This is a genomic window from Stenotrophomonas sp. STEN020 (assembly GCF_056760195.1).
The window spans coordinates 20,338-41,514 of record NZ_JBRREI010000020.1 but is presented as its reverse complement, the minus strand read 5'-3'; the positions used below and the strand labels follow the sequence as shown (position 1 = coordinate 41,514).

18 protein-coding genes are annotated in these 21,177 nt (G+C 63.5%); 11 read left to right on the top strand and 7 right to left on the bottom strand.

What is annotated here, in order from left to right:
• Nucleotides 1–20 precede the first annotated feature (20 nt).
• The 3 genes from murD to ACVOLZ_RS10560 form a co-directional block, all read right to left on the bottom strand.
• The gene (murD, locus tag ACVOLZ_RS10570; protein WP_481516091.1) at nucleotides 21–1,460 is read right to left on the bottom strand and encodes a UDP-N-acetylmuramoyl-L-alanine--D-glutamate ligase; all 1,440 of its coding nucleotides are present in this window, start codon (nucleotides 1,458–1,460) and stop codon (nucleotides 21–23) included.
• Nucleotides 1,441–2,892: a UDP-N-acetyl-alpha-D-muramoyl-L-alanyl-L-glutamate epimerase gene (gene murL / locus ACVOLZ_RS10565; RefSeq protein WP_481516090.1), complete on the bottom strand. Its 1,452-nt coding sequence runs from the start codon at nucleotides 2,890–2,892 to the stop codon at nucleotides 1,441–1,443. Before murL ends, murD begins: the two co-directional genes overlap by 20 nt.
• A gap of 76 nt (nucleotides 2,893–2,968) precedes the next feature.
• Nucleotides 2,969–5,578, bottom strand: a complete 2,610-nt coding sequence (locus ACVOLZ_RS10560) for a bifunctional aspartate kinase/diaminopimelate decarboxylase (RefSeq protein WP_481516089.1) — start codon at nucleotides 5,576–5,578, stop codon at nucleotides 2,969–2,971.
• Nucleotides 5,579–5,944: 366 nt separating this feature from the next.
• Between ACVOLZ_RS10560 and ACVOLZ_RS10555 the strand changes: the two genes are divergently transcribed.
• From ACVOLZ_RS10555 to ACVOLZ_RS10525, 7 genes are all read left to right on the top strand, one after another.
• Nucleotides 5,945–6,814 (top strand): PhzF family phenazine biosynthesis protein, encoded by an 870-nt coding sequence (locus tag ACVOLZ_RS10555; protein ID WP_481516088.1) that lies wholly within the window; start codon nucleotides 5,945–5,947, stop codon nucleotides 6,812–6,814.
• Nucleotides 6,815–6,846: 32 nt separating this feature from the next.
• Entirely contained in the window at nucleotides 6,847–7,707 is an 861-nt protein-coding gene (locus ACVOLZ_RS10550; RefSeq protein WP_481516087.1) for a PhzF family phenazine biosynthesis protein, read from the top strand.
• A gap of 281 nt (nucleotides 7,708–7,988) precedes the next feature.
• Nucleotides 7,989–8,864 (top strand): PhzF family phenazine biosynthesis protein, encoded by an 876-nt coding sequence (locus ACVOLZ_RS10545; RefSeq protein ID WP_481516086.1) that lies wholly within the window; start codon nucleotides 7,989–7,991, stop codon nucleotides 8,862–8,864.
• A 20-nt stretch (nucleotides 8,865–8,884) separates the two neighbouring features.
• Nucleotides 8,885–9,355 carry a GFA family protein gene (locus tag ACVOLZ_RS10540; RefSeq protein WP_481516085.1) on the top strand — a complete coding sequence of 157 codons (471 nt, stop codon included), beginning with the start codon at nucleotides 8,885–8,887 and terminating at the stop codon, nucleotides 9,353–9,355.
• Nucleotides 9,356–9,468: 113 nt separating this feature from the next.
• On the top strand, nucleotides 9,469–10,260 hold the full coding sequence (locus tag ACVOLZ_RS10535; protein WP_481516084.1) for a hypothetical protein: 792 nt from the start codon (nucleotides 9,469–9,471) through the stop codon (nucleotides 10,258–10,260).
• Nucleotides 10,261–10,273: 13 nt separating this feature from the next.
• Nucleotides 10,274–10,633 carry a 5-carboxymethyl-2-hydroxymuconate Delta-isomerase gene (locus tag ACVOLZ_RS10530; RefSeq protein ID WP_481516083.1) on the top strand — a complete coding sequence of 120 codons (360 nt, stop codon included), beginning with the start codon at nucleotides 10,274–10,276 and terminating at the stop codon, nucleotides 10,631–10,633.
• An 85-nt stretch (nucleotides 10,634–10,718) separates the two neighbouring features.
• Nucleotides 10,719–11,111, top strand: coding sequence for a glyoxalase superfamily protein (locus tag ACVOLZ_RS10525; protein ID WP_481516082.1), 393 nt, complete (start codon nucleotides 10,719–10,721; stop codon nucleotides 11,109–11,111).
• A gap of 84 nt (nucleotides 11,112–11,195) precedes the next feature.
• Here the strand turns inward: ACVOLZ_RS10525 and ACVOLZ_RS10520 are convergent, their stop codons facing one another.
• Nucleotides 11,196–11,624, bottom strand: coding sequence for a hypothetical protein (locus tag ACVOLZ_RS10520; RefSeq protein WP_481516081.1), 429 nt, complete (start codon nucleotides 11,622–11,624; stop codon nucleotides 11,196–11,198).
• An 82-nt stretch (nucleotides 11,625–11,706) separates the two neighbouring features.
• Here ACVOLZ_RS10520 and ACVOLZ_RS10515 point away from each other — a divergent pair, with 82 nt between their 5' ends.
• Nucleotides 11,707–12,069: a GFA family protein gene (locus ACVOLZ_RS10515; RefSeq protein ID WP_481516080.1), complete on the top strand. Its 363-nt coding sequence runs from the start codon at nucleotides 11,707–11,709 to the stop codon at nucleotides 12,067–12,069.
• A 299-nt stretch (nucleotides 12,070–12,368) separates the two neighbouring features.
• On the opposite strand, the gene ACVOLZ_RS10510 is transcribed toward ACVOLZ_RS10515, so the two are convergent.
• The 3 genes from ACVOLZ_RS10510 to ACVOLZ_RS10500 form a co-directional block, all read right to left on the bottom strand.
• On the bottom strand, nucleotides 12,369–14,714 hold the full coding sequence (locus tag ACVOLZ_RS10510; RefSeq protein ID WP_481516079.1) for a TonB-dependent receptor: 2,346 nt from the start codon (nucleotides 14,712–14,714) through the stop codon (nucleotides 12,369–12,371).
• Nucleotides 14,715–14,946: 232 nt separating this feature from the next.
• Nucleotides 14,947–15,951 (bottom strand): extracellular catalytic domain type 1 short-chain-length polyhydroxyalkanoate depolymerase, encoded by a 1,005-nt coding sequence (locus tag ACVOLZ_RS10505; RefSeq protein ID WP_481516078.1) that lies wholly within the window; start codon nucleotides 15,949–15,951, stop codon nucleotides 14,947–14,949.
• Between the two features lie 87 nt (nucleotides 15,952–16,038).
• A complete protein-coding gene (locus ACVOLZ_RS10500; RefSeq protein WP_481516077.1) occupies nucleotides 16,039–17,442 on the bottom strand; it encodes a GntP family permease in 1,404 nt (467 codons plus the stop codon).
• A gap of 155 nt (nucleotides 17,443–17,597) precedes the next feature.
• On the opposite strand from ACVOLZ_RS10500, the gene ACVOLZ_RS10495 reads away from it, so the two are divergent.
• From ACVOLZ_RS10495 to ACVOLZ_RS10485, 3 genes are read left to right on the top strand one after another with little or no spacing between them, the layout of a single operon-like run.
• A complete protein-coding gene (locus ACVOLZ_RS10495) occupies nucleotides 17,598–19,796 on the top strand; it encodes a TonB-dependent receptor (RefSeq protein ID WP_481516076.1) in 2,199 nt (732 codons plus the stop codon).
• 11 nt (nucleotides 19,797–19,807) lie between these two features.
• Nucleotides 19,808–20,686 (top strand): alpha/beta fold hydrolase, encoded by an 879-nt coding sequence (locus ACVOLZ_RS10490; protein ID WP_481516075.1) that lies wholly within the window; start codon nucleotides 19,808–19,810, stop codon nucleotides 20,684–20,686.
• Entirely contained in the window at nucleotides 20,683–21,168 is a 486-nt protein-coding gene (locus ACVOLZ_RS10485; RefSeq protein ID WP_481516074.1) for a MaoC family dehydratase, read from the top strand. Before ACVOLZ_RS10490 ends, ACVOLZ_RS10485 begins: the two co-directional genes overlap by 4 nt.
• The last annotated feature ends 9 nt before the right edge of the window (nucleotides 21,169–21,177 follow it).

Below are 21,177 nucleotides of genomic sequence, written 5' to 3'. Positions count from 1 at the left end.
CTTCGGCCTCGGCCAAGGCCTTACAGGATGCCGATACCCGGGATCGCGCTGATGCTGTCCGGGTCAAACCCGGCCAGCTCGGCGAAGTGCCGCCCGCGCGCCACATAGTCCTTGTAGGCACCAAAGCTGGGCGCACCCGGCGACAGCAGCACTACCCCGCCCTGCCCGCCCAACGCAGCACGCGCCAGTTCCACCGCATGTGGCAGATCGGTTGCAGCATGCAGGCCAAAGCCGCCAGCCTCGGCCAACGGGGCAAGCAACGTATTGATGCGCGGGCCGTTGTTGCCCATGGTCACGATCTCGACCGGCGCGTTGTCGCGCATGTGCTCGGCGAAATCCTGCCAATCCACGCCGCGATCATGCCCGCCAACCAGCAGCGCAATGCGCTGGCCGGCAAAACAATCCAACGCCGCAAGCGATGCGTGCGGCGTGGTGCTGATCGAATCGTTCACCCAGCGCAGACCATCGCGTTCGCCCAACAGCTGCAGGCGATTCGGCAAGGGCCGGAAACTCTGCACCGCAGGCGCCAAGGCAACCGCGTCCAGACCGAGGGCTTCCAGCGCGGCCAACACCGCACACAGGTTGCCGCGGTTGTGGCGGCCGGGCAGCGGCGTGTTCGAGGTGTCGAACACCGCTTGATTACCGCGATGCACGACTTCGCCGACCATATGCCAGCCTTCGGGCTGGTTGAACCAGACGATCTGGCTGTGCGGGAGCTGCAGCGCGCGCAGGTGTTCGTCGGTTGCATTGAGCACCGCCACACGCGGATGGCCGCCGGTCACCAACGACAGCTTGTCGTCGATGTAGCGTTGCTCGCTGCCGTGCCAGTCCAGATGCTCCGGAAAGATGTTCAGCACGATGGCGACGTCCGGCCGCGTACCGCTGCGGGCGACTTCGCCGGTCTGGTAGCTGGACAGTTCCACCGCCCAATACTCCGGTGCCGGCTGCGGGTCCAATGCCTCCAGCAGCGGCAGACCGATATTGCCGATCAGGCCGGTGCGATGCCCGCCCGCGCGCAGCAGGTGCGCCAGCAGCGAGGTGGTCGTGCTCTTGCCCTTGGTGCCGGTCACGCAGACCGTGTTCGGCAGCGCGCCATCGGCATCGGCATGCTCGCTGAACCACAGCGAGGTGCCGCCGATGAATTGCGTGCCCTGGGCAAGTGCATGCTGCGCCTCGGGCTTGTACGGACTGATGCCCGGCGACTTGATCACTACGTCGAACGAAGCCAGAAGCTCACCGCTCACATCGGTCTCGACACGCAAGTGCGCATCACCCAGCGCAAGAACTTCAACCGCTTCTGCCGCAGAACAAAGAACCGTCAGCCGTGCAGGAAACCGATCTTCCGATTCCCCATTCCCAACTCCCCATTCCCTATCACGCAAAGCGTGATAGGCCGCGCGGCCCTCACGCCCCCAACCCCACAGCGCGACCCGTTTGCCTTCAAGCTGCGAAATTCGCACGCAGACGCTCCCACAGTGCTGCCGGGATGCGGTGCTCGCCATCAAATACCAGCAGCGGTTCAATCTGCAGTTCGTCCGCCGACAGGGTCGGCTGGATCAGGGTGGCGAAGCGCTTGACCAGCACGTCTTCCTTCCAGTCCGGACGCGATGCCAAGGTCGCCATGGCCGCGCGCGATTCCTTGCCCTCGCCCACGCACTCGAACGGTTTGTGATCCTGGAATTCCAGCAGCGCGTCGTAGCCGCCAGCCTGTTCCATATCGTCCAGCAGGTTGCGACCGAAGATGCGCACCAGGCGGATCTTCGGCATGAACGGGGCCAGCGCCAGGAACACGAAGTGGCACTTCGGGCAGACGCCGCACCAGCGGTTCACCGGGCGCTCGCCGAGGATGTGGAAGTTGCGGTTGCAGCTGGAGAAATGCGCGTCGTAGAAATCGGTCTTGGCGAATTGACGGGCAACCGCCAGTTCCGAGAGCGGGCGCAGCAGCGAGTAGTAATTCAGGTCGGCGGCAATGTACTGCTGCACGTATTCGCCGAACGCCTTCTCGAAGGCCCAGCCCTTGGACCACTGGTGGTTCACCTCACCGGTACCGGCGATCTGGCTGCCGTAGCTGGCCGAGCGCTCGTTGGAGAACACCACTTGATCCACGCCCTGCACGACGGCGGCCAGCACCATGATCGCCGAGTTCACCGCGGTGACCGGGATATGGCCGTTCCATGCGCCCTGGCGATTGAGCTCGAACAGCTCTGGTGCCAGCGTGCGGCCGATGTTGAGGGTCGGCAGGCCGGTGCGCTCGGCGCAGGCACGGATCAGCTGCGAGCCGCCGATCCAGGTGACGGTTTCGGCAACGCCAGCGTTGCGCAGGGCTTCGATGCTGACCAGCGAGTCCTTGCCGCCGCCGATGGCGACGAGAGCGTGGTGGGCCAGCCCGAGCGCAGGCGCTTTACTCCCCTCTCCCTGCGGGAGAGGGGCCGGGGGTGAGGGTACGGCTGCGGAGGAAGCTGCGTCGGCCGACGCCCCCTCTCCCCAACCCCTCTCCCGGGGGGAGAGGGGCTCAGTCACCGGCAGCTTGAACCGGTCACGCAGGTTCAGGCCGTTGCGGTAGGCGAATTCGCCCAGGCCGTTGAAGTACACCGTCTCCACCAACGCGGCCGTGGCCGCGTCGATGGCGTAGCTGTCGATGCTTACCTGCGCCGGCACCGCTGCCTTGTAGTAGCTGACACCTGCAATCAGGTGCAGCAGCTGCAGGGCGCGTTGCACCGCGGCCGTGCGTTCGTCGTCCAACTGGAACGGCGCGCCCGGCACGGTGACGGTCTCGGTCAACTCCGGACCGTCGTCGAAGGCATATACCAGCCGTGCCACACCGGTGTCCGCGGCGAAATCGCAGCGGACGAAGCGGAAACGGGAAACCTGGTCTTTATCAAAAGCTGTCATGGCGTATCCGGAAATCAAACTGGCCGTTGCGCGTCAGCGCGCAACGGACGACAAAGGTTTTCGCAGCAAACAGACGTCATTGCACTTCATCAATGACGTCCTCGCGCGGCAAGGCGCGTTGGTTATAGGTACTGGCCATGCTGAAACCATAGGCGCCAGCATCGGCGATGACCATCACATCGCCCGGTGCGGTCGCCGCCGGCAACTTCACCCGCTCGGCGAACACATCGCTGGATTCGCAGATCGGGCCGACCACGCTGAAATCCACATCGCGCTCAGCATCCAGCCGCGACAGGTTGGCGATGTCGTGCCAAGCGTCGTACAGCGCCGGGCGCAGCAAGGCATTCATGCCGGCATCCAGACCAACGCGATGCACGCCGTCCTTCTCCACCACCTGGGTGGCGTGGGTCAGCAGCACGCCGGATTCGGCCACCATGAAGCGGCCGGGCTCGATCGCCAGCTGGAAGGCCGGGTGCACCGCCTTGATCTCAGCCAGGCCAGCAGCCCAGGCTTCCAGATCGAACGGCTCGTCGTCATCGCTGTACGGCACCGGCAGGCCGCCGCCGATATCGAGGATTTCGACGCTACCGATGCGGCGCGCGAAGCCGGCCATCTCATCAACCATCTGCTTCCAGTGGCCACTGTTCTCGATGCCACTGCCCAGGTGCGCGTGCACGCCGGTGATGCGGATATCCAGCGCGCGGGCAGCAGCGATGAACTCGTCCACACGCAGCGCAGACAGGCCGAACTTGGAATCCTTGCCGCCGGTGTTCACCTTCTTATGGTGACCATCGCCGTGGCCCAGGTCGATACGCAGCCACAGCGAGCGGCCACGGAACACTTCCGGCCAATGCTTCAGCAGCTCGACGTTGTCGACGGTGACATTGACGCCCAGCGCCAACACTGCCTGGTATTCGTTGATCGGCGCAAAGCTCGGGGTGAACAGCACGCGCTCCGGGGTGATACCCGGCACCGAGGCGAACACCAGCTCCACTTCGCCCTGCGATACGCATTCCAGGCCGAAACCTTCGGCAGCGAGGGTGCGCAGGATCTCGGGATGCGAGTTGGCCTTGATCGCGTAGAAACGGCGGTCGATCGCAGGGATCGCCTTCAACTGGCGGGCGCGCTCGCGCACCTTGTCCAGATCGTAGATATAGGCCGGCGTACCCTGCGCAGCCAGCTCCAGCAGCTTCTTCTGCTTGGCCGGCGCCTGCCACCACGGCGTCTGCCGCGGGCGGATGCTGCCGATGATTTCGCGCCAGCGCGGGCCGAATACCTGTTCTTCGTAGACCGGCATCGCACCGCTGTCGATCAGCTCGGCGTGCAGGATCGGCAACAAGCCATCAGCATCCGCCTCGTCGATCACGAAGGTCAGGTTCAAGTCGTTGGAGGACTGCGAAATCATGTGCACGCGCTCCTTGCCGAACGTGGCCCACACGTCGGAGAGCTTGTACAACAGCGAGCGCATGCCGCGACCAACCAGGGTGATCGCCGCGCACGGCACGATCACCTTGACCTTGCAGATCTGCGACAGGTCGGCCGACAACGCGGCCAGCACATCGGTGTTGACCAGGTTTTCAGACGGGTCCAGCGACACGGTGACGTTGGTTTCGGCCGAACCGATCAGGTCCACCGACAAGCCATGCTTCTTGAACAGGTTGAACACGTCGGACAGGAAGCCGACCTGCTGCCACATGCCGATGCCTTCCATCGAGATCAGCACGATGCCGTTGCGACGGCTGATTGCCTTGACCCCCGGTACCGGCTCGGCGGCACCGTCGATGCTGGTGCCCGGCATGTGCGGGCGCTCGGTATCGAGGATGGCCATCGGCACGCCGGCATCGCGACAGGGCTTGATCGAGCGCGGGTGCAGCACCTTGGCGCCGGTGGTGGCGATTTCCTGCGCCTCGTAGTAATCCAGGCGGGTCAGCAGGCGCGCATCCGGCACGTCCTTGGGGTTGGCGCTGAACATGCCCGGCACGTCGGTCCAGATTTCAACGCGGCTGGCACCGAGCAGCGCACCGAAGTACGCCGCCGAGGTATCCGAACCACCGCGGCCGAGGATGGCGGTGCCACCGTCGCCGTGGCGGGCGATGAAACCCTGGCTGATCAGCATGCGGGTGGGCTGCGCCGAGAAGCGCTGCTTGAAGTCGCCGCCGCCCTGCCACTGGCAGTTCACCGACAACCGCTGCGACCACTCGGTCTGGTTGGGTGCGGGCGGAAGTGCGTCCAGCCACTCACGGGCGTCCATCCAGCCAAAATCGAGGCCGTTGCTGCGCAGGTAGGCGGCACCGACGCTGGAGGACAGCAGTTCGCCCTGGCCCAGTACTTCGGCCTGCCAGTCCAGCGGACGGCTGGCCGCGCGCGGGTCGTCCAACAGCGCCTGCAGCGCGGCCAGGCGTTCAGCCAGCACTTCGCTGCCCAGCTCCAGCTCGGCGAGGAATTCGTTGTGACGGGTGACCAGCGCGGCCACGCGCTCGCGGCTGTCGGCGGCGCCATCGGCAATCGCGGTCAATTCATTGGTGACGCCGGACAGGGCCGACACCACCACCAGCACCCTGCCGCCGGTCTCGTCCGCACGTTTTTTCGCCAACTGACCGATCGTGTTCCAGCGATGACGACGCGACACCGAGGTGCCACCGAACTTCAGGACGATCCAGCGATCAGCAATTGGGGAAGCAGACATTGGCTTTGAGGATTCACTAGTGGGAGAAAGACCCGGCAATGCGGGCGGAACCCCCGATTCTATGCCAAGCCTGTTGTGCCGGGACGGCTGAGTTACCAGCGATACCATCGCCGCCCGGCCTCCCCTCCCGGGATGCAGAAAGTAGCATTTGCAACGATCCGGGTCATCTTTGGGTGAATGGGGCCGGATTGCGGGCTTTGGCTTTGGCTGCGGCTTTGGCTGCGGCTCCCGCTTTGGCTCCTGCCTTTAAATGCCCCAAAAGCCTTGCCACCTCTAGCACTTTCACTCAACTCCCCTAAGCTGAGTCCAGCCCCGCCACGTCCCACGTCCCAAAATCCCCCCCCAACCCACCCCACCCCAAAACCCATGCCCCCACGTCGCTACCTGCAACTGGACGTCTTCGCCCCCCGCCCCGGCAGCGGAAACCCACTCGGCGTCATCTTCGACAGCGGCGGCCTGGACACCGCCGCCATGCAGGCCTTGGCCGCCTGGCTGAACCTCTCAGAGACCATTTTCTTCCTGCCGCCGGATGAAGGCGCCAGCTACCGCATCCGCATCTTCACCCCCAGCAGCGAACTCCCCTTTGCCGGCCACCCCAGCGTCGGCGCGGCGTGGGCCGCAGTTACTACAGGCTTGGCAAAACCAATTGGCGGCCGGCTGATACAGCAATGTGCTGCCGGTCTGCTGCCAGTGCAGGTAAGCGGACCAGAAGATGCTCCAACCATCCTGTTGGCCGGCCCTCCCGCCCAGCAGCTGCAGACCGCGCCAGGCGCTGTACCGGAACAACTGCAGGCACTACTCGCCCCCGGATACACCCCCGAACTCTGGGATAACGGCCCACGCTGGTGGCTGTTGCCGGCCCGCGACGCAGCCAGCGTGCGTGCCTTGAGCCCGGACATGACCGCAATCCGCGACTGGAGCAATGCCACCGACGCGACCGGTGTTGCGGTGTTTGCGGCCGAAGCCGGCCCAGACCACGCCGTGGTGGTCCGCGTATTCTGCCCGGCAGATTCGGCGAGCGTGCCAGAGGATCCGGTAACCGGCAGTGCCAATGCATTGATTGCCGCGTGGCTGCAGCAGCGCGGTCAGTTGCCGGGAAACAGCGGCAACTACGTGGTCAGCCAAGGCCGTGAAGTGGGACGCGATGGCAGCGTCCACATATCAATCGATGCGCAATGCACGGTCTGGATCGGCGGTCAGGTGCAGCCGGTTATCGCCGGACAGGTGCACTGGTAAGCTGCCCAGCCGTCGCTCGGAACCGATTCGCAATGTCTGTTCGCCGCTATCTGCAGTTGGATGTGTTCGCCGCCCGTCCTGGCACCGGTAACCCGCTGGGTGTCATCGTCGACAGCGAAGGCCTGGATGATGCAGCCCTGCAAGCCATCGCCGCCTGGCTGAACCTGTCCGAGACCATCTTCTTCCTGCCGCCGGACGAAGGCGCCAGTTATCACATCCGCATCTTCACCCCCAAGGGTGAACTGCCATTCGCCGGCCATCCCAGCGTCGGTGCCGCTTGGGCCGCGGTGGAACTGGGCCTGGCCACGCCGGACGACAACGGCCAGTTGATCCAGCAATGCAAAGCCGGTCTGCTGCCAGTGCGGGTACAGGGCGGTCGCTGGTTCCGCCAGATCCATGTGCGCAGCCCGCAGGCAGAGCACCGCGATATCACCCTCGATGCCCTGCCCGAAGGCCTGGCTGCGCTGGCCAAACCCGGCCACAACCCGGAGCTGTGGAACAACGGCCCGGACTGGTGGCTGTTGGAAGCCGGCAGCGAAGCCGCCCTGCGTCGCTACAAGCCGGAGCTGACTGCCATCGGTGCCATGCCGGGCCGCGGCAAGCTGGCGGTGTATGCGCCGGCAGATCGGCCGGATGTGGGCTACCAGTACGCGGTGCGCGCCTTCGCTCCAGGCGTGGGTGTCAACGAAGACCCGGTAACCGGCAGCGCCAACGCACTGGTTGCCGCGCAGTTGCTGGCTCAGGGGCGGATCAAACCCTTCCAGCAATACCTGGCCAGCCAGGGCCGCGAACTCGGCCGCAATGGCGAGGTGCGGGTGGAAGTGGATGCGGACTCCAACATCTGGATTGGTGGTGAAGTACAGCAGGTGATTGCTGGGCAGATTGAGTGGTGAGGGCGCAAGCCATGCCGGCTATTCCCTTCTCCCGCTTGCGGGAGAAGGTGCCCCGAAGGGGCGGATGAGGGGAAGCGCGCGAAGCACGCATGCCTTTGCCTTTGTCTTTGCCGACAGCAACAACCCAAAAACACCAAGCAAGCGGACTACGTCCGCCTCCCCTCACCCCAACCCCTCTCCCGCGAGCGGGAGAGGGGCTAAAGCCAAAGCCAACTGCCAAAGCAACGGCAGCAGCCGCAGCAACAGCAACCGCAACCGCCTCACAGCCTTCGGACTCTCCCATGACCACCCGCCGCTTCCTGCAACTCGACGTCTTCGCCCCACGCCCCGGCACCGGCAACCCCTTGGCCGTGGTGCTCGATGCCGATGGCCTGGACGATGCCGCCATGCAGGCCATCGCCCGCTGGACCCGCCTGCCTGAAACCACCTTCATCTTCGCCCCGACCAAGCCCGGCACCAGCTACGGCATCCGCATGTTCGCACCGCAGAAAGAGGTGCCGTTCGCCGGCCATCCCAGCGTCGGCAGCGCACATGCAGTGCTCGAAAGCAGCGTCGCCGCCGCAATCGACGGGCAACTGGTACAGGACGGTATCGCCGGCCAGCTGCCGCTACAGATCAGCGAGCACGACGGCGTTCGCACCATCGCCATCCGCACACCGCGCGCTTCGGTGGCTGAGATCGTCACCGCAGACGACCCACGCCTGCAGCCAGCCATCACCGGCTGGTCGCTGGGCACGCTGCCACCGGCCTTGATGGACGGCGGCCGCCGCTGGTGGGTCGTTGAAGTTGCTGATGAAGCCGCACTACGCGCGCTCCACCCGGACTGGGACGCAATCGCCACACTCGCGGAATCCACCGGCGCGATGGGTGTTTTCGCCTATGCACGCGCCGCTGGCGACAACTATCAGCTGGTGGTGCGAGCTTTCGTCGGCAATGGCCGCCGCTTTGAAGATGCCGCCTCCGGCGCCGCCAATGCGGTGTTGGCTGCATGGCTGGACGAACGTAGCGCCCTGCCCGGCAGCGACAAGCGCTACACCGCCAGTCAGGGCCGCGAAGTCGGCCACGATGCTTTGTTGGAACTACGCATCGACGAGCACGGCGACGTCTGGTCCGGCGGCCAGGTGCAGACGGTAATCCGCGGCAGCATTGATTGGTAAATCACTGAAAGGAATCCCCGGTGCAGAACAAGCAAACCTTCGATATTCATTGTGATTGTGGCCAGGTCGGCATCCGCGTGGAGGGCGCACCTGCTGCTCGCGCCTACTGTCATTGCCGCGCATGCCAGCAGTTCTACGGACTGCCCGTGTTGTCTGCCAATGCCTGGCCCAGCGAAGCCTTGAGCATCGTCAAAGGCCACGCTCTGCTGTGCACCCACCAGCATCCGCACCTGCAGATGCGACGACACTACTGCATCAGCTGTGGACAGACGCTTTACGGCAGCAACCGCTTGGATATGGCGGTGATCCGCACCAGCTTGATCGCTGACGCGCATGACGGCGATCTACCTGCGGAACACGCGCCCACACTGCACATTTTCTATGCCTATCGGGCACTCGATATCGACGATGCGCTACCAAAGTTCAGCGAGGGTTGGGATGGCCCCCTTCATCAAGTAGGAACCGCCACCACTCAAACCTCCGCTGTTTGATAGCCTGCGGATCGATGCAGAACAAAACAACGGAAAAAGCTGGCGACGGGAACCATCGACTGGCAACAAGGGTCACACCCGCTCAGCCAACAGCCAATACCAAAGGACCAGAAATGCGCAGATGGATCTCGCTGTTATCGCTGCTGTTTGTATTCACCGCCTGCTCGGCCGAACCCGCACCGCCGCCGACAAAGGCGCTGTTCGTCGGCAACAGCCTGATCTACGTTGGCAACCTGCCAGCCACGTACGCGGCACTGAGCACCGCCAATGGTCACCCAGTGCACAGCCAGATGATCGTCAAAGGCGGCGCGCTGCTCGACCAACGGGTTGCCGATGGCTCAGTACAACGCGCACTGAGCGAGCATCACCCGCAGCTGCTGATCCTGCAGGAACAAGGCGGCGCCCTGCTGTGCTGGCCGGACCAATCTGCCTGCACAAAATCGCAGGCAGCGATCAGTACACTGGCGAAGGCAGGTAGCGACGCCGGTGCACGTGTCCTGCTACTCGGCAGCTATCAGGCACAACCGGCCGCATCTGCCCGCCTGATCGCCAAGGAAACAGCAGCCGCCGAACAGGCCGGCATTCCCTATATAGCAATCTCCGAGGCACTGCGTAGCGCCTCGGCCGCAGCCCCCGACCTGCAGTGGTATGACGCTGACGGCATGCACCCGGGCCCGGCGCTGACCCTGCTTGATGCCATCCAGCTCTATCGCGCCGTCCACGGCCGCCTGCCTGAGCACGGCTTCTCGGTGACGGCACCGATCTATCTACCCAAAAGTGGGCTCGATGCAAGCTTGCGCGATGCCAATGCCGGCGCACCGCTCGCCGATACACCAACCCACATCGACTACCCTGATGCGATGATTCAGCGCATCAATGCGCTGCTGCCATCCCCGCATCCCTGACAACGAGCTCACCATGCCCCACCTGACCATCGAATTCAGCAGCAATCTCAGCGCCGCGATCACCCCCGCAATACTGCGGAACGTCAATCACGCGCTGCTCGGCACCGGCCAGTTCGAGGAAGCGGACATCAAGTCCCGCGCCCTGCCATTTGAATGCTTTGCGGTTGGCACCAACGACAGCCCGCGCGGCTTTGTCGCCGCACGGCTGGCAATGCTCAGTGGTCGCAGTGATGAGATCAAACGCAATATCGCCAACATCGTGCTGGCGTCGTTGGAGTCGGCCATCGGTGCGTCGCAAACTGAACTGCAGATCAGTGTTGAAGTTGTGGATATTGACCGTGACAGCTACGCAAAGACGATACGCGGCGCTTGAAGCCTTTCCACATACTGTCAATCGTGTCTTGTCAGTCGTCCAAGCGTGAGATCGCGGTTGCCGTCCCATCAACTGGAGTCTCGTCATGAGTGCAACCCGCTTCCACTCCGTATCCCCATTCCTCGGCACCAACGACCTGCCGGCGACTCTGGCTTTCTACATCGAAAAACTCGGCTTCACGCAGGCATGGGAATGGGGTGAACCTGCCGAATTGGCGGCGGTGTGTCGCGATGAGGTTGAGCTGACGCTCGCCAGTCGTGCCGATGCAAAGCCCGGTGGTATCAGCCGGTTGTACCTGCATATCGATGGAATCGACAGCTATCACGCGCAACTGCAAGCCGCAGGCGTGGTCATCACCGTCGCCATTGCCGACCGACCGTACGGCATGCGCGATTTCAATATCACTGATCCAGCTGGCAATGTGCTGTGTTTCGGGCAGGCGTTGCCACAACCCGAGGGAATTGTGGGAACGGCGTAAGCCGCGAAGCTCGTACCGGGACCGACAGGCAAACATCTGCAATTGCGAAAGAAGCGGTTGGGTTTGGATTGTCAGCTTCGCGGCTTACGCCGCTCCCACAACCCTGGGCTTCTTTGCGATCTGGTAACCCAACCAGGCGAATGGGATGTAGGCCAACAGCACGTCCAACACTTCGAACCAACGCGGCGCCGGTAGCATGAAACAGCTGGCGACGCCGCCCACCAGGAACAGCAGGCCGATCAGCACCGCCGGAACTTTGCTGACTCGTCCGACAATCCAGGTTGCCAGCAGCGCTCCTGCGAACGTACCCAGCGCATGGGCGAGGAAGGGAAACAGGAAATGTCGCGGCTCCAGCAAGGGCATCGCCACCTGCAAACCTTCAGTAGTGGTGAGATCCATACCGGGTGGTGGTGGCAGCAACTGGCCACCGAGCAGGATCAGCCCCATGTTCACCGCGCTGCCGGCGATCAAGCCCAGCACCACCGCAAGCAGGCCTCTCAGGAATGCGCGCATCACCCTATCCCCACCCGTCCGATGATGGGCTGAGTATGATCCAAGCCTTGTCTGGCCGCTCGTTTTGTTTCTGGAGATACGCGTGTCCCACCGCCCCCTGCAAACCTACCAGGGCAGCTGCCATTGCGGCGCTGTCAGCTTCCGCATTCAAACCGACTTCCCGGAACTCACCACCTGCGATTGCTCGATCTGCCGACGCAAGAACGCACTGATGGTGAAGGTGCATGAATCCGCGTTCGAGCTGCTTTCCGGGCAGGAGGCGCTGGTGCAGTATCAGTTCCACACGATGACCGCGCACCACTATTTCTGCGGCACCTGCGGCATCTATCCGTTCCACCGCAAGCGGGTTACCCCGGACTACTACGGGGTAAATGTGTTCTGCCTGGAGGAGTTTGATCCAGCGGGGATTCCGGTTCGGGCGACCGTGGGTGCGGGGATGGCCTGATCAGGCATCCGGAGCCGGCTTTAGGCTTCGGCTTTGGGCTTCGGCTTTGGCTTGGGCTTTGGCTTTGGCTTTGGCTTTGGGCTTGGCTTTGGCCTTGGCTTTGGCCTTGGCCTTGGCCTTTTCCCTTCTCCCGTTTACGGGAGAAGGTGCTCCGAAGGGGCGGATGAGGGCGGCTTTGGGCTTCCAGCCCCTGCTTTTCCCGCAGCACTGCCGAAACAAAGCGCAACTGCACGTTGCTTCGCACCGCCCCCTCACCCCACCCCCTCTCCCGCTCGCGGGAGAAGGGCTTCAAGCAAAGCTCAGCGCCAGTTGTAGTTGAACGAGACGCCGATAATGCGCGGGTCGTTGTAGACCGCCGCCATGTAGTTCTCGATCACACCCTTGAGGTTCTTCTCGTTGGTGATGTTGCGGGCGAACGCCGCCACTTCCCAGGCACCGTAGCCGCCGGTATAGCCAACGCGCAGGCCACCTTCAAAGTTGCCCTTGGAGTAGAACTCCTTGCTGTCGTACAGCACGAACTGGGTCTCGCCCTGCTTGTTCCAATCGGTGGCGAAGAACACTGCGCCATCATCACCCACCGGAATGTCGTAACGCGCGGCCAGGTTCAAGTTGTATTTGGGCGCATTCGGCAACGGGTTGCCGTCGATCTGCGCGTAGACATTGCTGCCGATCTTGATGGTCGGGTCGTTGACCGTACACACCACCACACCATTCAACGCACAGACCTGTGCATACACGCGCTTGTCCTGGATCTCGCTGTGCAGCAGGCTCAGGCCGGCGGTCAGCGACAGGTTCGGGATCGGGCGCCAATCCATGTCGGCTTCCAGGCCATAGGCGCGCGCCTTGTCGGCATTGAACAACACGCCGTTGCCATTGGAGTCGTTACCGTTGAGCTGGATGTCGTTGACGGTATAGGTGAAGCCGCTGACGTTCAGACGCAGGCGGTTGTCGAACAAGCTGCTCTTGATGCCGGCTTCCCAGGACAGGATGGTTTCCGAATCAGCGGTGGTGAAATCAGCATTGAATACCGCCGAGCGGCCCTGGATGGTCGGGCCTCGGAAGCCGCGCGCAACGCGTGCGTAGAGGCTCAGCTCCGGGCTGACCTCATACATAGCGCTCAGGTCCCAGCTCGGCTGCGTGTCCGACATCTCGACGTTGTGACGGCCCTTGTAGGTCACCGACCCGGCAGCGGTGTTGGCGGTCTTCAGCAGACGCGTGCTCTTCTCGTCCTTGGTCGCGCGGATGCCTGCGGTCAGCGTCAACGCATCGGTGGCCTTCCAGCTCACCTGGCCGAAGCCTGCCCACGAGGTATTGATGTTGCGCAGGCGCACCCAGTTGTTGGGATTGCGGGCCGGCGTGTTGAGGAACCAGGCGCGCTGGTAGAAATCGGTGGTGTCGCGGCCGTCGAAGTAGAACGCGCCAACCTGCCATGACAGCGGATCGGTGGCATTGGAGGCCAGACGCAGCTCCTGGGTAAACTGGTCCAGATCCTGCACCTGGCCCATCGACTGGCCATAGCCGTTGGGCAGGCCATTGACCGGATAGTTCGCCGCCGCACCGCCGTCGGTATCGCCACGGCTGTAGCCGGAGGTGGTCTCGTAGGCGCTGATCGAGGTCAGCGTGGTGTTGCCGAAGTCGTAGGTCGCCTTCAGCGAGCCACCGTGGGTCTTGTAGGCCTGCGGGTTGTTGTCGGCCTCATCGAAGGCGACCTTGTCGCGCGGCACATCGACGCGGTTGCTGCCCTTAACCAGCGCATTGCGCAGGAACAGGGTGGAGGTGCCTTCATAGTCGCGGGTATGCACGGAACCGAGCAACGAGAACTGCTCATTCGGCTTGTACAGCAGCTGCAGGCGCAGGTTGCGGTCGTCGTAGCCGCCCATCGTGTCGTTCTTCGGCGTCACCGTGCCATCGGCGCTGGGGCCGCGATAGGTGTTGTCCACCCAATCGTCGCGGTGCTGGTACAGGGTCGACACGCGGTAGGACAGCACATCATTGATCGCGCCGCCCATGCCGCCGTCGATGGCGACCGTGTTGTAGCTGCCGTAGCTCACGTTGACCCGGCCGCTCGGGTCCTGGCTTGGCTTGGCCGTGTCGAACTTGACGATGCCGGCGGTGGTGTTGCGGCCGAACAACGAGCCCTGCGGGCCGCGCAGCACTTCGACCTGGTCCACGTCATAGACCGGATTGGACTTCAGCACGACATGCTCCAGCACCACGTCGTCCTGGATGATGGAGACCGGCTGCGAGGCGCCGAGGTAGAAATCGATATTGCCCAGGCCACGAATATAGAAGCGCGGGAAGATGCGCCCGGTGGTGGTTTCGGCATAGAAGCTGGGCACGCGGCCAGACAGCGCCAGCAGCGTATCGTCGGCACCTTCGGTATAGCTGCGCAGGGCTTCGCCCTGCACCACACCCACCGACACCGGCACGTCCTGCAGGTTCTGCTCGCGGCGCTCGGCGGTGACGGTGATGGTATCCAGCGCCGTGGCGGCGCTGCGCGCCTCGGCCGGTGCGGCATCCTGGGCCAGCGCGGTCTGCGCGGCCAGCGGCAGGATCAGCAATGCGCAGGCCTGGGCCAGCAGCGAGCGACGCGGAAAATCATGGGTAACGCGGGTAACTGCAGAAACGGTGCGGTGACGCTGCATGGAATGGCCTTGGTTGGCAGTTGATGATTGCGCCCGGCCCGGACAGGGCCAATGACGCGGCATGAGGCGCGCAGATCATCACCGCACAAGGTTGCAATTCGATGGCATTGCCAGCGGGCACCTCCATAAAGCAGAACGCCAGCGCAGGAGCAAACCTCTCCCACGCTGGCGATGACACGCTTCAATCGGTGCCCGGCGTTCCAACCGCTCAGCGGCTTGCTGCTGGATACGCTCAGCGCAACTGGTCTTTCAGGAACAACCAGGTGATCAGGGTCGCGTCCGGCCCCTGCGGATCGGTGAACGGCAAGCCGGAGGTGCTGCCGCTCCAGGCATGGCCCATGCCATGCACGAGATAGTCCTGGACCAAAGTCTTGCCACCGTAGGTGTAGTTCTTGATCGTGTAAGCACGCCCACCCGGCACCTGGCCGGCGATGGTGCTGGTCGGAACGTATTTGACTGAATCGTTGTCCAGCCCGTCATCGGCCAGATCGTTGGTCTGCAGGAACTGACGCACTGCCTGCTGGCCGTTGACCGGGTTGACCGTGGCATCGGCGCTGCCATGGAACACCAGTACCGGCAGCGGGCGCGGCGACGGCGAACCCGAGCACTGCCAAGCAAGCTTGCCATTGCTTTCCGGTGAGTAGATGCTGCCCGCCAAAAGTGCATAGGCGCTACCCGATACCGTGGTCGCGCCCTTGTACATGCCGCCGGAATGGATCGCGCCCGCAGCGAAAACATCCGAATAGCAGGCCAGCATGATCGAGGTCATCGCACCCCCGGCGGAAATGCCGGTGACATAGACCCGCCGCGGATCGACGGCGTAGGCGGCCTTCACCGCATCGACGACGCCGGCCAGGATCGAGGCCTCACCGCTGCCACGTGCCTGGTTGATCGGCAGCTGCCAGTTCCAGCAGCGCGTCGGGTTGGACGTAACATTCTGTCGCGGATAGACCACGATGAAACCTTCGACATCGGCGACATCATTGAAACCCGAGGCTTCACCCATCAGGTTGGGTCCGTTGACGCAGCCGTGCAGTACCAGCAGCACCGGCAATGGCTTGGTTTCCTCATAGCCCGCCGGCACCCACACCTGGTACTCGCGACTGCCAAACAGGTTGCCGTAGACACCGAAGTCCCAATGCCCTACCGAACCTGCGCCGAAGGCGCTGCCAGCCGTTGCCAGCCAAGTACAAAGCGCCAGTAGAACGATCTTGATCGTATTGGTTGCAGATTTCATTACCAGATCCTCATGCGTGAGTCGTGGATGAAGTCGTACCGGGAATCCTCGCGGACCAGTTGCCGCCAGGGTGTTGCACCGCCGCCGTCAAACCCAGCCGGTGGCGTAATAGATGCCGATCACCACGAACACCGCCAGGGTCTTGATGATGGTCACGGCGAAAATGTCCTTGTAGGCCTGCCGGTGGGTCAGCCCGGTCACCATCAGCAACGTGATCACGGCGCCGTTGTGCGGCAGGCTGTCCATGCCGCCGGAGGCCATCGAGGCAACGCGGTGCAGCACTTCCATCGAAATGCCCGCGGCCTGTGCGTTCTCGATGAAGGTCTCCGACATCGCCGCCAGCGCGATGCTCATGCCGCCGGAGGCCGAGCCGGTGACGCCAGCCAATCCCGTGACCGTGACCGCCTCATGCAACAACGGATCCTTGATCGAACCCAAGGCATTGGCCACCACCATGAAGCCGGGCAGCGCGGCGATGACCGCGCCAAAACCGTATTCGGAAGCGGTGTTCATGGCAGCGAGCAAGGCGCCGCTGATCGCGGTCTTGGTGCCATCGGCAAACTGAGTTACGACCGGGCGCCAGGCCAGCAGCATCACCGACAGGATGCCGACCAGCAACGCGCCCTCCACCGCCCAGATCGCGGCGATCTTCGGCACTTCCTGCACCACCGGCGCGGACTTGCCCAGGATCGACGGCACGAAGCTGTGCTCGGCGCCATACCAATGTGGAATGCCCAGGGTGAACAGCTTGTTCGAGGCGAACACCAGCAGCAGCGGCAACACCGCGATACCCGCATGCGCGAGGTTGGTGCCAGTGAACGGCGTCGGCTCATTGACCAACGTCGCCGGATCGCCATAGCCCTCGCCATTGCGCACGGCAACGCGCCGGCGCCACTCCAGGTAGGCCATGCCTACCGTCAGCACGAAGATGCTGCCAAGCACGCCGAGCACCGGCGCGGCCCAGGTGTCTGTACCGAAGAACGTGGTCGGGATGATGTTCTGGATCTGCGGCGTGCCCGGCAGCGCATCCATGGTGAAGCTGAAACCGCCCACCGCCAGCGTCGCCGGAATCAGACGTTTGGGAATATTGCTCTGGCGGAACATTTCGGCGGCAAACGGATACACCGCGAACACCACCACGAACAGCGACACACCGCCGTAAGTAAGCAGGCCTGATACGAGCACGATAGACAACATCGCCCGCTGCGGCCCGAACAGCCGGATCGCCGCGCCGACTATCGATTTGGAAAAACCAGACAGCTCGATTAGCTTGCCGAACACCGCGCCCAGCAGGAACACCGGGAAGTAGAGCTTCAGGAAGCCGACCATCTTGTCCATGAACAAGCCGGTGAACATCGGCGCCACCAGCGAAGGGTCGGTCAGCAGCACCGCCCCGAGTGCGGCAATCGGCGCGAACAGGATCACGCTGTAACCGCGGTAGGCCACCAGCATGAGGAAGCCCAGCGCTGCAAGTACGATCAGTAACGACATACGGCGCTTCCGAATGATGAGGCGCTCAGTATCCTGATCTGATCGCCGTTGCCGACTGGACCTAGGTCCACTCGCTGGTACACAGACACCCCGCTAGCCTTGGCTCCGAGGGTGGCATACGGCCATCTACAACGTACTTGCCTGGGGAGGACCGAATGAAGCGGAATTGTTTGAGCCTGATGATCGGCGCGCTGTTGGCCTCCGGGCCGGTATTGGCACAGGAAGCACAACCAGCTGCACCGGCGACGGGCAAGGCCGCTTCGGCCACCAACCTGGACAGCATCACCGTTACTGCCCGTAAGCGTGAGGAAACGCTGCAGGAAGTGCCGGTCGCGGTCACCGCCTTCACCTCCGAAGCGCTGGACAAGTTGAACGTGCAGGACATCGCCGATCTCGATTCGCAGGTGCCGAACCTGACCATCTATGCGGCGCGCGGCGCCAGCAGCACGGTCACCGCCTACATCCGTGGCGTCGGCCAGTCCGATCCCACCTGGGGCGCGGACCCGGGTGTGGGCATCTACCTGGATGATGTCTATATCGCACGCCCGCAAGGTGCGCTGCTGGACGTGTTCGACGTCTCACGCATCGAAGTACTGCGCGGCCCGCAGGGCACGCTATACGGCAAGAACACCATTGGCGGCGCGATCAAGTACATCTCACGCGGCCTGCCCACGCAGGTCGAGGGTTACGCCCAGATCACCGCCGGCAACTACAACCAGCTTGATGCCAAGGCGGCGATCGGCGGCCCGCTGGGCGGCGCCGACAGCGGCCTGCGCGGGCGCATCGCGGTGGCCAGCATGAACCGCGACGGCTTCGGCGAAAACACCTTCAATGGCCAGCCGATCAGCGACAAGCAGATCAATGCGGCGCGCTTGAACCTGGGTGCCTACGCAGGCGACGACTTCGACGTGCAGTTCGCCCTGGACTGGATCGACGACCAGTCCGGCATGCGTGGCTCCAAGATGCTGGCGCGCAACCCGTTCACCCCGGCCTACCCGCCGATGGATGACCGCTACGACATCCGCTCGGGCATGCGGAACCTCAACAGCGTCGAGACCAAGGGTGCTTCGGCAACGGTGAACTGGCGGCCCAACGACGATATTGCACTGAAGTATGTGGTCGCCAAGCGCGAGTCCGACAGCCACTCCAACATCGACTTCGACACCACGCCGGTCAAGCTGGCCGACGTCGGCGGCTTCTACGAGGACAGCCAGGTCAGCAACGAACTGCAGCTCAACTACGACGCCGGTGGACGCGTGCGCGGTGTGGTCGGTCTGTACCAGTTCAGCGGTGAAGCAGGCGGGCAGATCCGCAACAACTTCTTCAACCTGCAGTTCGGCGATACCCGCGGCAAGGTGCTGACCGACAGCATCGCGTTGTACGCAGACTGGACCTTCGACCTGACCAACAAGCTCAAGCTCGATGTTGGTGCTCGCTACACCGACGAGGACAAGCGCGCCGTCGTGTTGAACCGCTTCTACTCCGATGCCACCTTCACCCGACCGATCGCAGTTGCCGCCGACTTCGACAAGACCACCAACTTCAAGAACGTCTCGCCCAAGGTGTCGCTGGATTACCAGATCACCCCAGACATCATGGTCTACGGCCTGGCAACACGTGGCTTCAAGTCCGGCGGCTACAACATCCGCGCCAACGCCGTGGCCGTGCCGCGCTCGGCCGAGCCGTTCGATGACGAGACCGTCGACAGCTTCGAGATCGGCAGCAAGATGGGCTTCCTGGATTCACGCCTGTTCCTGAACCTGTCGGCCTTCCACAACAAGTACAAGGACATCCAGCTGTCGGTGTTCACCGGCATCGACACCAATGGCGACGGCGTCAACGATGCCTTCTTCGGCGACTTCACCAATGCCGGCAAGGGCACCGTCAACGGCCTGGAAATCGAGTACCAGTACCTGCCGACCGCACACTGGCTGATCTCCGGCAACCTGGCCTGGCTGGACACCAAGTACGACGAGTACATGGACCGTGGCGTCAACGTCGCCGACAAGATGAAGTTCACCAATGCGCCGGAGTTCTCGGGTGCATTGAATGTGGAGTACCGCACCGAACTGGCCAATGGCAGCAACCTGTCCGCACGCGTTGGCTACAGCTACCAGAGCGAAGTGTGGCCGACCACCGACCTGAGCCCGGTGATCCGTCAGGACGGCTATGGTCTGGTCAATGCCGGCGTGATCTGGAAGCTCAATGACGCCTGGACCTTCTCGCTGCAGGGCACCAACCTGGCAGACAAGGAATACCGCACCACCGGCTACAACATTCCGGCGGTCGGCACCTTGATCGGCTTCTACGGCCCGCCGCGCCAGTACAGTCTCAGCGTCCGTTACGATTTCTAGGAAACACCTGCATGACGCAGTCTTACGATGATCTGTACTGGAACAGCAACGATGGCCTGCGCCTGCACGCGCGCGACCACGCACCGGCTGCGGGGCAATCGCCCCGCGGCACGGTGGTCTGCATTCCCGGCCTGACCCGCAATGCAGCCGACTTCGATGTGCTCGCCAAAACGCTGACTGACGTCGGCTGGCGCGTGCTTGCAGTCGACCTGCGCGGGCGTGCAGGTTCGGCACGTGCACCCGACCCGACCAGCTACAACCCGCGCGCCTACGCCGACGACATGGTGGCGCTGCTGCGTTCGCAGAACATTGCCAAGGCGGTGTTCATCGGCACCTCGCTGGGTGTGCTGGTCACCATCACCCTCGCCTCGCGCGCACCGGAGCTGATCGCAGCTGCGGTGCTCAACGATGCCGGCCCCAAGGTGCCGCGCGAAGCCTTGGCGCGGATCGGCAAGTACGCCGGCAAACCCTTGCCGCCGATGGATCTGGAGCAGGCAACCGCCTATGCCGAATCGATCGGCAAGGCCTCCTTCCCGCGCTTCACTACCGACGACTGGCGGGCGATGGCCTCACGCAGCTTCCGCCAGCGCGACGACGGCCTGCTGGAACTGGACTATGACCCGGCCATCATCCGCACCACTCGGCCGTGGGTGCTGTGGCTGCTGCGGCCGGTACTGTGGCGGGCGGTGCGCGGACTGACGTCGCGCGTGCCGGTGCTGGTGGTACGTGGTGCGTTGTCGGACATCCTGCCTGCCGATGTCGCACGGCGGATGGCAGCAACTTCGCCGAGCGCCAGTCTGGTCGAAGTACCGGACGTTGGTCACGCACCGACCCTGTCCGAGTCCGAGGCACGTGATGCGATCCTTGCCCTGCTTGGACGCCTGCAATGAGCACCAACGACGCAATCAAAGAACTTCCGGATGCCCTGCAGGCATTGCAGCGATGGGCCGCAGCAGAGCGCCTTGGCAAGCCTACCCACATCGCGCAATCGCGCATCGATGCGTTTGCCGAGGCCACCGGTGACCACAACTGGATCCACGTTGATCCGGTCCGCGCGCAGGCCAGTTTGCCAGGCGGGACGACCATCGCCCACGGCTTCCTGCTGCTCTCGCTCACCGTCGAAGAAGACGTGGCCGCCCTGACCGGCTTCCCCGGCATCGCCCACGTGCTGAACTACGGTTTGAACAAGGTCCGCTTTCTTGCACCTGTGCCCAGCGGCTCGGACATCCGCGTGCGCTCACGCTTGGTTTCACTGGAGCCCCGTCAGCCCGGGCAATGGCTGCTGACCCAGCACAAGAGCGTGGAGCTGCAACCCGGCGGCGAGGTGGCACTGGCTGCCGAGCAACTGTCACTGATCGTGATCGCACCCTGACGCCAACCT